At 44.9% G+C, this 13,132-nt stretch carries 13 protein-coding genes; 9 read left to right on the top strand and 4 right to left on the bottom strand.

Annotated elements, in window-relative coordinates; genetic code table 11:
* The first annotated feature begins 1 nt into the window (after position 1).
* The 6 genes from DWX33_RS12360 to DWX33_RS12335 all read left to right on the top strand — a co-directional run bounded on the left by DWX33_RS12360 (position 2) and on the right by DWX33_RS12335 (position 7,263).
* Positions 2-1,192 (top strand): cytochrome c biogenesis protein ResB, encoded by a 1,191-nt coding sequence (locus DWX33_RS12360; RefSeq protein WP_121962506.1) that lies wholly within the window; start codon positions 2-4, stop codon positions 1,190-1,192.
* Between the two features lies 1 nt (position 1,193).
* Complete coding sequence (gene ccsA / locus DWX33_RS12355) at positions 1,194-1,988, top strand: cytochrome c biogenesis protein CcsA (RefSeq protein ID WP_122380489.1); 795 nt, start codon at positions 1,194-1,196, stop codon at positions 1,986-1,988.
* Between the two features lie 16 nt (positions 1,989-2,004).
* Positions 2,005-3,297, top strand: coding sequence for an alginate export family protein (locus DWX33_RS12350; protein WP_048928318.1), 1,293 nt, complete (start codon positions 2,005-2,007; stop codon positions 3,295-3,297).
* A gap of 59 nt (positions 3,298-3,356) precedes the next feature.
* Complete coding sequence (locus DWX33_RS12345; protein WP_034532394.1) at positions 3,357-4,022, top strand: Crp/Fnr family transcriptional regulator; 666 nt, start codon at positions 3,357-3,359, stop codon at positions 4,020-4,022.
* Between the two features lie 58 nt (positions 4,023-4,080).
* Positions 4,081-5,421, top strand: coding sequence for a sigma-54 dependent transcriptional regulator (locus DWX33_RS12340; RefSeq protein ID WP_009018647.1), 1,341 nt, complete (start codon positions 4,081-4,083; stop codon positions 5,419-5,421).
* A gap of 126 nt (positions 5,422-5,547) precedes the next feature.
* Positions 5,548-7,263, top strand: coding sequence for an ATP-binding protein (locus DWX33_RS12335; RefSeq protein WP_122380488.1), 1,716 nt, complete (start codon positions 5,548-5,550; stop codon positions 7,261-7,263).
* Between the two features lie 19 nt (positions 7,264-7,282).
* Here DWX33_RS12335 and DWX33_RS12330 read toward each other — a convergent pair whose 3' ends face one another.
* From DWX33_RS12330 to DWX33_RS12315, 4 genes are all read right to left on the bottom strand, one after another.
* Positions 7,283-8,119, bottom strand: coding sequence for a head GIN domain-containing protein (locus DWX33_RS12330; RefSeq protein WP_005865681.1), 837 nt, complete (start codon positions 8,117-8,119; stop codon positions 7,283-7,285).
* A 142-nt stretch (positions 8,120-8,261) separates the two neighbouring features.
* Positions 8,262-8,483: a hypothetical protein gene (locus tag DWX33_RS12325; protein ID WP_005855327.1), complete on the bottom strand. Its 222-nt coding sequence runs from the start codon at positions 8,481-8,483 to the stop codon at positions 8,262-8,264.
* Positions 8,484-8,558: 75 nt separating this feature from the next.
* Positions 8,559-8,981: a large-conductance mechanosensitive channel protein MscL gene (gene mscL / locus DWX33_RS12320; protein ID WP_005865683.1), complete on the bottom strand. Its 423-nt coding sequence runs from the start codon at positions 8,979-8,981 to the stop codon at positions 8,559-8,561.
* Between the two features lie 81 nt (positions 8,982-9,062).
* Positions 9,063-9,605: a lipocalin family protein gene (locus tag DWX33_RS12315; protein WP_008774417.1), complete on the bottom strand. Its 543-nt coding sequence runs from the start codon at positions 9,603-9,605 to the stop codon at positions 9,063-9,065.
* Between the two features lie 398 nt (positions 9,606-10,003).
* On the opposite strand from DWX33_RS12315, the gene DWX33_RS12310 reads away from it, so the two are divergent.
* The 3 genes from DWX33_RS12310 (at position 10,004) to DWX33_RS12295 (ending at position 13,001) form a co-directional block, all read left to right on the top strand.
* Entirely contained in the window at positions 10,004-10,936 is a 933-nt protein-coding gene (locus DWX33_RS12310; protein ID WP_122380487.1) for a site-specific integrase, read from the top strand.
* Between the two features lie 508 nt (positions 10,937-11,444).
* A complete protein-coding gene (locus DWX33_RS12300; protein ID WP_122380486.1) occupies positions 11,445-12,551 on the top strand; it encodes a transcription termination/antitermination protein NusG in 1,107 nt (368 codons plus the stop codon).
* Positions 12,552-12,611: 60 nt separating this feature from the next.
* Positions 12,612-13,001, top strand: a complete 390-nt coding sequence (locus DWX33_RS12295; RefSeq protein WP_122380485.1) for a hypothetical protein — start codon at positions 12,612-12,614, stop codon at positions 12,999-13,001.
* Positions 13,002-13,132: the final 131 nt, after the last annotated feature.

Raw genomic sequence — 13,132 nt, 5'->3', positions numbered from 1 at the left:
TATGTGGAAACAACCTTGGGGATATGCTGAAGGCTGGGTCATCTGTGCCGGTTTACTGATTACGGGATTTGGCTTGCAACTGATCACCGGCCCGGTTCAGGCAGGGTTGTTCCAATATCCGGTGAATGTGGCCGGAGGATTGATTTTTCTGTTGGTTCTATGTATAGGGTTTGTTGTTGGCCGGAAAATCACGGTTGTCCAGTGGTTTTCCGGGTTAACGGCGAGCATTACCTCTTTATCGGCTCTTTTGTCAGTTGTGTTGGTTATGGGATTTGTGGGTCCGGGTATCGAGCGGATTACGATGTCGTGGCCTTTTATCCTGCTGTTTCTCTATTTCTTGTTTGTCTTGGGCTTTGTCACATTGAAGCGTATCGTATCGTTTCGCTGGAGGGATGTTCCGTTTATGCTGAACCATGTCGGTTTATTTATCACGCTGCTGGCGGCGATCTTGGGAAACGGGGATTTACGCCGTTTACGGATGACGGTTCCGCTGGAGAATCCTGAGTGGAGGGCTTCGGACGAGAAGAACGAGATGATAGAACTACCGCTTGCCATCGAGCTTCGTTCGTTTACGATTGATGAATATCCTCCTAAGTTAATGCTAATCGACAATACGACCGGAAAAGTGCTTCCTGAAAAGCAACCCGAGAACATATTGGTGGAGGAAATTCCCTTAGCCGGAAACCTGCAAGGCTGGAAGGTTGAGGTTACCCGTTCACTACCGATGGCGGCTTGCGTGATGGGGCAGGATACGATAAACTTCGTGGAATTTCACTCCGAGGGGGCGACCACCGCTTTATACGTAAAAGCACGTAACGAACTTACCGGACGGCAGAAGGAAGGCTGGGTGAGTTGTGGCAGCTATATCTTTCCATACATATCGCTCCAACTGGATGATGCGGTCAGTATGGTGATGCCGGAACGGGAACCGAGACGCTTTGCCTCGGACGTAATGGTCTATACGAAAGATAAACAGACCAAGGAGGCGTGTATCGAGGTGAATAAGCCACTCTCTATTGCCGGATGGAAAATCTACCAATTGAGTTACGACGAGACGAAAGGTAAATGGAGCCGGATGAGTGTATTTGAGTTGGTGAGAGATCCATGGTTGCCGATCGTTTATACAGGGATCTTAATGATGATAGCCGGGGCGATCGGATTATTCCTATCCGCTCCTGTAAAAAAAGAATAGTATGGATTGGAGTTACTTTATTTATTTCGCCGCTCCGACGTTATTTTGCTGGATAGGTGGGGCATGGTTGGCTTATCGTCCTTCTTTTTCCAAGGGGGCTGTCGCTTGGACCGTGTTTGGCTTGGCTATATTCTCCGCTTTTATCATAGGGATGTGGATCTCGTTGGAGAGGCCGCCCTTGCGCACGATGGGCGAGACTCGTCTATGGTATTCTTTTTTCTTGTCGGTGGCGGGCGTGATCACTTATGTCCGTTGGCGGTATAAATGGATACTTTCCTTTAGTACATTGTTGGCCTTTGTCTTTATCTGTGTCAATCTGTTTAAGCCGGAGATACATAACAAGACCTTGATGCCCGCTTTGCAAAGCCCGTGGTTCGCTCCGCACGTGATAGTCTATATGTTCTCTTACGCCATGCTGGGCGCCGCTGCCCTTATCGCCATTTACCTGCTGATCCGTGCGAGGAGGAAGGGGATTGACGAGGGGATGATGAGTTTATGCGATAACTTGGTATATGTCGGTATGGCCTTTCTCACGATTGGGATGCTGTTCGGCGCTTTATGGGCCAAGGAGGCGTGGGGGCATTATTGGAATTGGGACCCGAAGGAGACATGGGCGGCTGCCACTTGGTTGGGGTACTTGATTTATATCCATTATCGCCTTCACCACCGCTTGCGTTATTCAGCGGCGTTGGGGCTTTTGGTTTTCTCTTTTCTTTTGCTACAGGTGTGTTGGGTTGGCGTGAATTATCTACCCTCCGCGCAAGGATATAGTGTACATACTTATAATATGGAATAATTAAAATCAGAGGTATATGAAAAAACTAGTTGTTTTAGTAGCGGGCTTGCTCTCCGTGGCCCTTTTCGCGCAAGCGGAAGAAACACAAAATACGAAAGAGAACACGTTCTCGATGAAAGTACAGATACGTCCGAGAGCCGAGTACCGGAACGGGGTCTTATTCCCCCGGCCTAAAGATGCCGAGTCCACCGGGTTTATCAATAACCGTGCCCGCCTTTCTTTGGGGTATGAGCGGGATCGTTTGTCTATCGGCTTGTCCGCGCAACATGTTGGAGTATGGGGACAGGATCCTCAGATCGATAAGAATGGCCGTTTTATCTTGAATGAGGCGTGGGCGAAGCTGGATTTCGGATCGGGTTTCTTCGCTAAGTTAGGTCGCCAGTCATTGGTATACGATGACGAGCGTATCATGGGGGCGTTGGATTGGAACGTGGCCGGTCGTTATCATGATGCTTTGAAGCTAGGCTACGAGAACACGAATAATCAACTGCATTTAATTCTCGCATTCAACCAGAATGATGAGAAAACGATCGGAGGAACGTATTACGCTCCGGGTGCGCAACCCTATAAAACGATGCAAACCCTTTGGTATAAGCATCTCTTCGACAAGAGTTTTAACGCATCCTTCTTGTTTATGAACTTAGGGATGGAAGGCGGTGATGCCGAGAAACAAAACTCGGATACAAAATACCTGCAAACCTTAGGAACGAACTTAATCTATACGCCTAGTAACTGGACGATAGGTGGTACTATCTATTATCAATTCGGCAAGACGAAAAGCGGACGGGATGTTTCCGCTTTCTTATGGGCGGTAAACGCCGCTTATCAAATCGATCCGCAATGGAAGATCGGTGTAGGTAGTGATTATCTGAGTGGCTCGGATGGGGCCGACGGGAAATATAAGGCGTTTGATCCTCTGTACGGAACCCATCATAAGTTTTATGGTGCCATGGATTATTTCTACGCCTCCTCTTTTGTCAACGGATTGAATCCGGGTTTATGGGATAATCAGATAAATGTAGCTTATAAACCTTCTTCCAAGGTAAACCTGTCTTTAGCCTATCATTATTTCTCCATCACGGGCGACGTATACGAAGGTAATGATAAATTGAGTAAAGGTTTAGGTTCGGAATTGGATTTCCAAGTGGATTGGGTAATTATGAAAGACGTGAAATTATCCGCGGGATATTCTACGATGTTGGGTACGAATACCATGAAGGCCGTGAAGGGTGGAAATCCGTCTCATTGGCAAGATTGGGGTTGGTTATCAATAAATATTAATCCAACTATATTCGCGACGAAATGGTAACAGTTCTCAAGGAAAAGGGTATATTTGCAGGAGTAAACCTTTTTTCAAAACAAGATACGATGGATATAACCGATATGTTTAAAATCCCGCTTTTTAAGAATTTTACGCTTAAGATGCGGGAAGAGTTTTTGGATAAACTTGAATATACAGTAGAGGAGCATCCAAAAGGAAAAACCATAATTCATCAAGGGACGACTTGTAACGCCCTTCATGTTTTATTGGAGGGAAAATTGAACGTGGATGTTTTGGACGTATCAGGTAACATCGTGCGCGTGGAGACGATACAGGCTCCACGCACGTTCGCTACGCCTCATATCTTTTCCGAGAAAAACCAATTCCCCGCTACTTTTACCGTCGACGAGGATGTGGTATTGCTTAAGGGCACCAAGGAGTCTGTATTTACCTTAATGCATTCTATGCCGTTATTCCTGCATAATTTCCTTTGCGTCAGTACTAGCTGTAATAAATGTACGATGACTCGTTTGAAGGTGCTTTCGTTTCGTGGCATCCGGAACCGCTTTATTTATTACTTATTCGAACATCAGCAAAAGGATTCGAATGTCGTGGAACTAGAACATACCCAAGAGCAGTTAGCAGAGTATTTTGGTGTTACCCGCCCGGCTTTATCGAAGGAAATCGGGAGATTGGTGGATGAGGGATTTATCAGCATTACAAGGAGAAAGGTGACGATTTTAAATAAGACGGCGTTAACATGTATGCTTTAATGCTTTTGGGAAAAAGGTAAAAAGCGTACATTTGTGCCCAAACAAATAACTCCGGTGTATGGGCAAAGTTTTAATTATTGACGACGAGAAGCAGATTTTAGGTTTACTTTCACGCATTATCGGTTTGGAGGGATACGAGGTTTTACAGGCTGCTACTTGTAAGGCGGGGCTGAGGCAGATGGAGCAACATTCGCCGGAGGTGGTATTGTGCGATGTGTTCTTGCCGGATGGTAATGGCGTGGATTTGGTGTCGGACTTAAAGAAACTCCGCCCTCTATCCGAGATCATCCTACTTACCGCGCATGGTAATATTCCGGATGGCGTACAGGCAATCAAGAATGGAGCCTTCGATTATATTACGAAAGGGGATGATAATAATAAGATCATTCCTCTGGTAGCCAAAGCGATGGAGAAAGCTTCTGCCGCTTATCAACAGCAAAAGAAGGAAGCTACGTCCGTCGGGAGGCAATATTCGTTTGATACGATTGTCGGTAAATCACCCGCTATCCAAGCGGCGATAGCGTTGGCTCAGAAAGTCTCGGCTACGGAGGTTCCAGTTCTGTTGACTGGTGAGACCGGTACGGGAAAAGAGGTCTTTGCTCAATCCATCCATCAACATAGTTCCCGGAAAGGGAAGTCTTTTGTCGCTATCAATTGTTCCTCTTTTAGTCGGGATTTATTGGAAAGCGAGATGTTCGGTCATAAAGCGGGGGCTTTTACCGGTGCTTTGAAAGAGACAAAAGGCTTGTTTGAGGAAGCTTCCGGAGGTACGATCTTCTTGGATGAGATCGGGGAAATGGCTTTCGACTTGCAAGCGAAATTGCTCCGTATCCTTGAGACCGGGGAGTTTATCAAGATCGGCGATACGAAACCTACGAAAGTGGATGTACGCATTATTGCCGCTACCAACCGTGATTTAGAGAAAGAGATCGAGCAAGGGCATTTCCGGGAAGATCTATTTTATCGGCTTTCCGTTTTCCAGATCCATCTTCCCGCGCTTCGTGAACGGGTCGAGGATATCCCTCTCCATATAAAAGCCTTTGTTTCTGCTTTTTCCTCCAAGATGGGAAAGAATATCCGAACAATTTCGCCCGAATATATAGATGCCCTGAAAAAACGAGCTTGGAAAGGTAACGTACGTGAGTTGCGTAATGCAATTGAGCGTAGCCTGATTATTGCCGATGGAGATACCTTAACCTTGGATGCTCTCCCTTTGAATATGCAAACCTCCTCTGCGGCGAGTACGGAATCTTATAGCGGTTTTGACCTGAGTGGCGTAGAGAAAATGCATATCCAAAAAGTGCTCAAATACACAAAAGGCAATAAAACCGAAACTTCCCGCCTTCTAGGTATAGGCCTCACTACTCTTTATCGGAAGATTGAGGAGTATGGGCTTTAGTCTCATATTCTGCATTTATGTATACCCGAAAGCATCTTGAAGATATGCAAGGAGAAACGGACATTGCTAAATATTTTATCTTTGCTGAACGTAAACTTAATAATAATCGCTTAAAATACATCACCTATGAGTCTGAAGATTAAAACAAAACTAAGATACGGAATCGGGCTGCTGTTTGCCATGATCGTTTTGCTGGGAGGTCTATCGGTAAAGAACATCTCCGATATGTCTGCCGACACAAGGAACATATTGGCCGATAATTATAATTCTTTACTCTATTCACGCCGGATGCTGGATGCACTGGAACGAATCGATAGCGATCCTTCGGCTCAAGCAGATTTCGAGAAAAACCTAGGGCTACAGAAAAAGAATATCACGGAGGTCGATGAGAACGTGGCCACCTCACATCTAGTCGCTCAATACGAGCAATTGGCGAAAGAGCGTAATGAGGAGAATATCCGTCGTGTACGTCTCGCCTTAAATCAAGTCATGAGTTTGAATATGGCTTCTATCTACAGGAAAAGCCAAGTGGCGGAGTCTACGTCTCAAAAGGCTTTATTTTGGATTTGGGGGATTGGCCTCTCTTGTATGGTGGTCGCTTTCGCTTTTTTAATACGTTTCCCCCGTTCGATAAATACCCCTATCCGTATGTTGATGGACGGTATCATGGAGATCGCTAACCATAATTACGAGAAACGCTTGGATCTCGCTAAATATGATGAATTCGAGGGGGTAGCGAAATCCTTTAACCGGATGGCGGAACGGCTTACGGAATACCGGAAAAGTACGTTGGCGGATATTATCCAAGGAAAGAAATATATAGAGGCTATCGTGAATAGTATCACGGAGCCAATCATAGGCTTGGATCGGGATCGTAAGATTCTTTTCGCCAATAACGAGGCTTTGACGATCTTGAATCTCAAGCGGGAAAACGTGATCGGAAAGTCTGCCTCGGAATTATCCTTACGGAACGATTTGCTTCGCAGGTTAGTTCGGGAACTGATCCAGCCGGGCGAGAAAAAAGAGCCGCTTAAAATTTACGCGGATAATAAGGAAAGTTATTTTCAAGTGCAATATATACCGATCCGTGTGTTGGAGAATGGCGAGGCGGAGGTGTATGTGGGCGACGTGATCTTATTGAAGAACATCACGGAGTTTAAGGAGTTGGATTCTGCTAAGACCACTTTTATCTCGACGATCTCCCATGAATTGAAAACTCCGATATCGGCGATCATGATGAGCCTGAAATTGTTGGAGGATGCCCGTGTGGGAGCCATGAACGACGAGCAAAAAGCACTGGCGGAAAGTATCAAGGAAAGTAGTAATCGATTACTGGAAATAACCAGTGAGCTATTGAAAATGACGCAGGTGGAGGCCGGCAAGCTACAATTGAATCCGAAAATAACCAAACCGATCGAATTGATCGAGTATGCGATAAAGGCGAACCAAGTGCAAGCTGATCGCTTCAATTGCCATATAGAGGTGGAATACCCGGAGAAGATTTCCAAGCTTTTCGTGGATAGCGAGAAAATCGCATGGGTCTTGACGAATCTATTGTCGAACGCAATTCATTATACCCCGGAGAATGGCCGTATCATAATCGGTGCCCACCAGCAAGGTCATAGCGTGGAGATCTATGTGCAAGATTTCGGTAAGGGTATTGATCCCCGATATCATCAAAGTATATTCGATCGCTATTTCCGTGTGCCGGGAACGAAGGTACAAGGGAGTGGTCTAGGGCTGGCTATCAGTAAAGACTTCGTGGAAGCTCATGGAGGAACGCTTTCTGTTGATAGCGCGGTTGGAAAAGGAAGTACTTTTGTTATAAAATTCAATGTATAAGAGGGTGAAAAAGAGGGTATTAATTACCCTCTTTTATAATATCGCTTCCTCCGGAAGTGGATGTATCCGATCTTGCCGAACCTTTGTAATGTACATCACTACCTCCGCTTGCCGAAGCCTTGATATAATCGGTTACGTGCGTATAAATATCGGAGCCACCACTGGCGGAACATTCCAACTGGTTCAAGATAAGATCATAAGCCTTGATATCCGAGCCACCTGAGGCTGAATATTCGCCGTTCTCCGCTTTTCCCGTAAGCTTGAGATCGCTACCTCCGCTGGCACGGCCTCGTATTATTCGGGTAGTAAGATCGTTGATGATGATATCGCTACCGCTGGTCGCCTCAATTATGCAATTGGATACGTTGATTGGCTGCTCCATTTTCACGTCGCTACCCCTTGTCGCTATAATTTCCAGATCATCTCCGGATAAAGCGCTTCTCAGGACAAAATCCATACAACCGGACATTTGGATTTTTTCCAGCTTCTTGGAAGTGCCCTCTATTTTAAATCGGGTAGGGCTTAATTGTGTACCATTCTCTGTGGAGATTGAAAGTTCTTCGTTTTTTACTTGAACGTTTATATAAGGATATAAGTTCTCGTCGATCGTGATTCGTAAGGACGCTGATTCTCCTTGCGTATACCCGAAAACGTACGACGGATTTCCCCCACGGCTGAATAGGCTGAACCAACTGTCGCTATAACCCATGGCGGTTGAGCCGACTTTTATCGCTGAATAGTCTCTGACGGAGATTTCTTTCGTGATAATATCCCCATTTCCTTTTACTTTCTTCGCCTCGATAGGCATTGCGCAAAAAGCGATCAACGCAAATAAGGCCATCATTCTTGTTCTCATATGAAGTGTAATTAATTTATACTCTTTTCTTATAAGACGAATGGAGTTGAAAAAACGTTACATCTAAAATGAAAAAAAAGAAGCTATCATTGACTTTTTTTGTGATAGCTTCTTTTTCTTACCCTAATAACAGGGAGGTAGATTAATTACTTTTAGGTTTTTCAACCATATGTTCTACTCTGTCTTTGACGTATTCGACTTGATTTTTACCCGTGTCTACCACGTCCTTTACTTTTTTCTTCGCCTTATCTGTAAGACCGTGGAGTTCGTTCTCCAGACATTCGAACTGTCCTTGATCTTCCATCCTGCGAAGTACGTAACCAACAACTACACCTACGGCTAAACCGAATAATACATTTTTCATAACTACTACTTTTTATGAGTTAAAACATTATTTTTTGTAATTATGAAACAGCAAGTCAACCGATAAGGTTGGTGTTTATTTGTTATTTTTCAGTAAATCCCTAATCTCGGTAAGTAATTGGATATCCGCAGGGGGAGCGGCCGGAGCTTTCGGGGCCTCTTCCTTTTTCTTGCTTAAAGCATTAACGCCTTTGACAAGTAAAAAGACGGCGAAAGCTATGATTATGAAATCCAGTGTCACTTGTATGAAATTTCCGTAGTTAATGGAGACCGCCGGAGAGATCACCTTGTCTCCCTCCATTACGGCGTGCTTCAAGGTGATTTTTAAATCCGTGAAATTGACGCCACCTACAAGTAAACCTACCGCCGGCATGATCAGATCCGCTACGATAGAAGATACGATCTTTCCAAAGGCACCACCGATAATGATACCTACCGCCATGTCCACTACGTTACCTCGCATGGCGAACTGCTTAAACTCTTGTAATATTTTTTTCATAAAACAACGCTTTTTATATTATAACAACAAAATTAGCCATAAGTTGAATATTTTCAATGCTTATAGCGAAATTTGAAGAAATTATTTTTGATTTTTATGTTTTTGTTTGACCCATTTGAGCATTGATGTGTTATATCCTCTTTCTTTGGCCTTAGTCAATAAAAAGAGAATAGCCTCTTCTGGGAGTGTAGGCGTACGACTAAGTAGCCATAAATAGTCTGAGGTATTACTGCCTACGAGAGCGTATGAGTAATTATCCTCGTCAATTTCCATAATGTTGTACTCGGCGTAGAACCGCATAAAGAAACACACTTTTAATTTACTAGGACACGTAGGATCTGTTATTTTGGCTATACCTTTCGCTCGTTTGAAGGAACCGGAAAAATTACCCCAATATCCGCTGTTAACAACTTCTATATCTCCATTCGGGAGAAATGAGTATTCCACGGTAGCCCCTACGAGATTATGCTCAAAGCGATGATCAAAGCGTGCTATTTCAAACCATTTCCCCATATAGCGGTGTAAATCCAAAGTCTGGACGGTTTCTTTGTTTATAATGTGTTGAGTGCAAGATAAATTACACTGCATTATAAGACAGATGAGGCCTATTAGTTTAAATCGCATAGGTTTTTATTTTTATCTCATAATAAACATAGAGAGCCTCTAAAAAGTTTGAAAACGTTCATATTTTAGGATTTTTATTTTTTCGACAATCTGTGCTTTAACTTTTAATTTGAAATTTCTATCCTGTCTGAAGTGAGAAATTCGTAGTTGTGGCATTCCCGGACGATAGATTTAGATCCACGTTTTTATATGTTTTTTTGTATTGAAAATTTCATAGTTATGATTTGGAAAAGTCATAACTATGAAATAAAAAGTCATAACTATGAAATAAATGACTCTTTACAGTGAAAAAAATATATGAAGATGTTTTAATTGTAAATGCTTGTTTGAGAGTTAGTAATCGTCAAGATGTCTAACTTTGCGTGTTTGTTTTCAGTTGGAATTTAAAATAGAGAGATATGGATGAGAAAGATTTGGTGGAAGGGATGCGAGAGTATATAAGTCTGTTACAAAAGGAAGGACGGTATTCCTCGGCGAAAAGTTATCAGGATGCGATGAACTCTTTTATACGGTATAGCGGGACGGATCGTATCCCATATACATATATAAATAAGGATACTCTTCGCCGGTACGAGGCTTATTTGTTGGAGAAAGGCTGCATGCGTAATACGGTCTCCACGTATATCCGCCGTTTGCGTTGTATCTATAACAAGGCGGTGGAGAATGGCGAGGCGGCGTTTATCCCTTCATTATTCAAGGGGGTTTTTACGGGTGTGGAAAGCCAGCGCAAGAAATCCTTGCCTTTGGGGGATTTGAATCGCCTGATGACTGTCCCTGTAAAAGGAGAGAAGTTAAGGAAGACACAGTTGGCCCTTTGTTTGATGTTTCAATATGGGGGAATGTCGTTCGTTGATTTCGCCCATTTGAATAGAGGTAATATCAAGAACGGCATATTGGATTACAATCGCCAGAAGACCGGGACCTCTATGCGGTTGGAGGTCTTGGATACGGCGGAAGCTATGTATAAGGAACTGGCAGGTGAGAGGGCCGGAAACTCGGGCTATTTATTTCCTTTTTTAAGTGGGACGAAGAACGGTCATGAGGCATATCTCGAATACAATGCGGCCTTGTCCCGGTTTAACCGGAACTTGAAGACGTTGAAGGAGGTTGTCGGAATAACCTCGGATGTGACTTCCTACACGATCCGTCATTCTTTTGCCATGGCATTGAAGGAGCAAAATGTCCCCATTGAGATGATCAGCGAGTTATTGGGGCATAAATCCATCAAGACAACCCAGATTTATCTAAGAAGTTTCTCCTTGGAGAAAATGACGGTGGTAAATAAGTCTTGCTTTGAGAATGTATATAATTATATACCAAAGGTGGGTTGAGGCTACTTGGGAAGTAGCTGTATTCTTTCTTGGCGCAAAAGTAATAAAAAATAACAAATAACAAACAATCATTAGGTTAAGTTTGTGCTTTGATTTTGATTCTCCTTAAATCTTCGTTCTTATTTCTAAGCATATAGACATGGCAATAGAGACGAAATGATCTCGTATTTCCTACATCATCACGTCCTTTCTAAAAATCGAACATACATTCCTGTAGAGACGGGGCGTGCCCCGTCTCATCCCCTCCAAATGGTAACTTAAAGATACTATCAGACAGTGGGAGACGGGGCATGCCCCGTCTCTACAACTGGGTGATAACCGTTCTCGCACTTTTACGCTACTTCCCAAGTAGCTTAATATTTCAAGCGATGGTGATTTTCAGAAAAGCCATTTTTAAAAACATAAAGTGTTGTTTATCAGGAGTAAATAGGGCGCTCTTGGTAGGGCTTTGAATTGTCGTGAGGCTTGAGTGGAGATCTTGATATAATCTTAGGAAAAGATAATCATAATGATAAATGTTTTGAGAGACGGTTGCTCGGAGAGGGGTACGGCGCGGGTTGGCAAGCGTCATGACCTGAAGACTGTACGCTGGTACGTGCTCACGCTTCCTACTACGGGTGTGGCACGACGTGACAAGATCAGCCCTGCGAAAAGCTTGGATGCCGAGCTTTCCCGGCGCAAGCGTCGTGGGGAGACGTTGTTCGAGTATTTCGCCCCCTCGTATGTGGAGGTAAGGAAGGTGGATGGCAAGATGGTCAACACGAAGCGGCCCTTGCTGTTCAACTACGTGTTTATTCGCTCCTCGGTAGAGGAAATCTTCCGCATGAAGCGTACGCTCCCCCTGTACAATTTTCTTCCCCGGGTTTCTTCTGGGGGTATGACCCATTTCCCTTCCCTCTCGGATGACGAGATGGGAAATTTACGTTGGGTGGCGGAATCTTATTCCAACGAGCTTCCGGTGTACGTTCCGGACAGCGGCCGCTTGCTGAAGGGGGACCGTGTGCGTATCACGTCCGGCTATTTCGCCGGAATGGAGGCGGAGGGGGTGATCCAGCCGGGTGGCGGTCATAAAGATGTGATGGCTCGTATCCTCGATTGCATGTGGGTCCCCTTGTTGGAGGTGAAGCCGGGCGAGTATGAGCTGATCGAGCTGAACACCAAGGGCAAGCACGTCTATACTCATCTGAACAACGACCGCCTGCGGGAGGGCTTGCACGATGCCTTGGGTCGTTACCACACCTCCGGCAGTGTATCTGAGGATGATACTCGTTTTGCCCGTGAGGTGTTGAGATCCTACGGTTCCCTTTGTGCGGAGACGGACGTGATGCGTTGCAAGATCTACTCCTCGCTCCTTCCTGCCTACAAGCTGTTGGGCGAGGAAGATGAGTTCGTGCGCTTGCTCGCCACGATGCGAAGTATGCTCCCGGTGGTAAAGGCGGCGCAATCCCGTGCCTTGTTGCTGGTGACACTCTACGGTTGCACGGACAGCAGTCTCTACCGGCAGATGGCGCATGAGGTGGTGGATCCGTGGCGGGGGGAGTTCTCGCCCAAGAAAAGCAAGCAAACTTTAATCCGCCGCTTGGACGATTATGACCGCTGGCTGAAACACAAATAGAGTTGGCAGTTGACTAGTGACAGTTGACAGTTTAAATCAAAAATCATAAATCAAAAAGAAATGTCTTCCCTTCCTTCTGGCGTTCGTTTGGTGGCGTTGCTGAACGAACATTTGGGTGATATCATGAGCCGCGAGCGAACGAACACTGCTTCCATCCATTTGTATTGCACGGGTCCTTACTGGGTGGCGTTCGAGTACTCAGCCTATCAGTTACGCCGTGCGTTCCCGGACAGCGAGGTTACGCCGATGCGCTTGTTCGGCTACCCGTTTCCTGTGGTAATGGTATCTGTGACGGATCGTTCGCTCCGCTCGTATGCCCGCAAGCACATCTTGCGAAGAGACGATAAGGATTACAAGCAATTAGCTGTACTCGGACTCTCCCTTGTGGACTACCGTGCGTGGCACGCTGGCGAGGTGAAAGGGTTGCCTTTATTGAATGAGAAAGTATGAGAACATGCCCCCAACGCTACGAAAGCCGAGCAAAAAAAGTAAGTTAACTTACTTTGGAAAAGGGGATATAAGGTGGGAATACCCCTATTGATGTAGAGAAATAAACTTAATTTTTAATCAAAAAATACTTG

The sequence above is a fragment of the Parabacteroides sp. AF19-14 genome (assembly GCF_003635485.1).
In the GTDB taxonomy this organism is placed as follows: Bacteria; Bacteroidota; Bacteroidia; order Bacteroidales; family Tannerellaceae; genus Parabacteroides; species Parabacteroides distasonis.
This window is presented reverse-complemented; position numbering and strand designations above follow the sequence as displayed.

Bases quoted from the DNA above. Each gene is read 5' to 3' on its own strand.
- DWX33_RS12360 (WP_121962506.1), top strand. From the start codon at position 2: ATGTGGAAACAACCTTGGGGATATGCTGAAGGCTGGGTCATCTGTGCC.
- ccsA (WP_122380489.1), top strand. From the start codon at position 1,194: ATGGATTGGAGTTACTTTATTTATTTCGCCGCTCCGACGTTATTTTGC.
- DWX33_RS12350 (WP_048928318.1), top strand. From the start codon at position 2,005: ATGAAAAAACTAGTTGTTTTAGTAGCGGGCTTGCTCTCCGTGGCCCTT.
- DWX33_RS12345 (WP_034532394.1), top strand. From the start codon at position 3,357: ATGGATATAACCGATATGTTTAAAATCCCGCTTTTTAAGAATTTTACG.
- DWX33_RS12340 (WP_009018647.1), top strand. From the start codon at position 4,081: ATGGGCAAAGTTTTAATTATTGACGACGAGAAGCAGATTTTAGGTTTA.
- DWX33_RS12335 (WP_122380488.1), top strand. From the start codon at position 5,548: ATGAGTCTGAAGATTAAAACAAAACTAAGATACGGAATCGGGCTGCTG.
- DWX33_RS12330 (WP_005865681.1), bottom strand. From the start codon at position 8,119: ATGAGAACAAGAATGATGGCCTTATTTGCGTTGATCGCTTTTTGCGCA.
- DWX33_RS12325 (WP_005855327.1), bottom strand. From the start codon at position 8,483: ATGAAAAATGTATTATTCGGTTTAGCCGTAGGTGTAGTTGTTGGTTAC.
- mscL (WP_005865683.1), bottom strand. From the start codon at position 8,981: ATGAAAAAAATATTACAAGAGTTTAAGCAGTTCGCCATGCGAGGTAAC.
- DWX33_RS12315 (WP_008774417.1), bottom strand. From the start codon at position 9,605: ATGCGATTTAAACTAATAGGCCTCATCTGTCTTATAATGCAGTGTAAT.
- DWX33_RS12310 (WP_122380487.1), top strand. From the start codon at position 10,004: ATGGATGAGAAAGATTTGGTGGAAGGGATGCGAGAGTATATAAGTCTG.
- DWX33_RS12300 (WP_122380486.1), top strand. From the start codon at position 11,445: ATGATAAATGTTTTGAGAGACGGTTGCTCGGAGAGGGGTACGGCGCGG.
- DWX33_RS12295 (WP_122380485.1), top strand. From the start codon at position 12,612: ATGTCTTCCCTTCCTTCTGGCGTTCGTTTGGTGGCGTTGCTGAACGAA.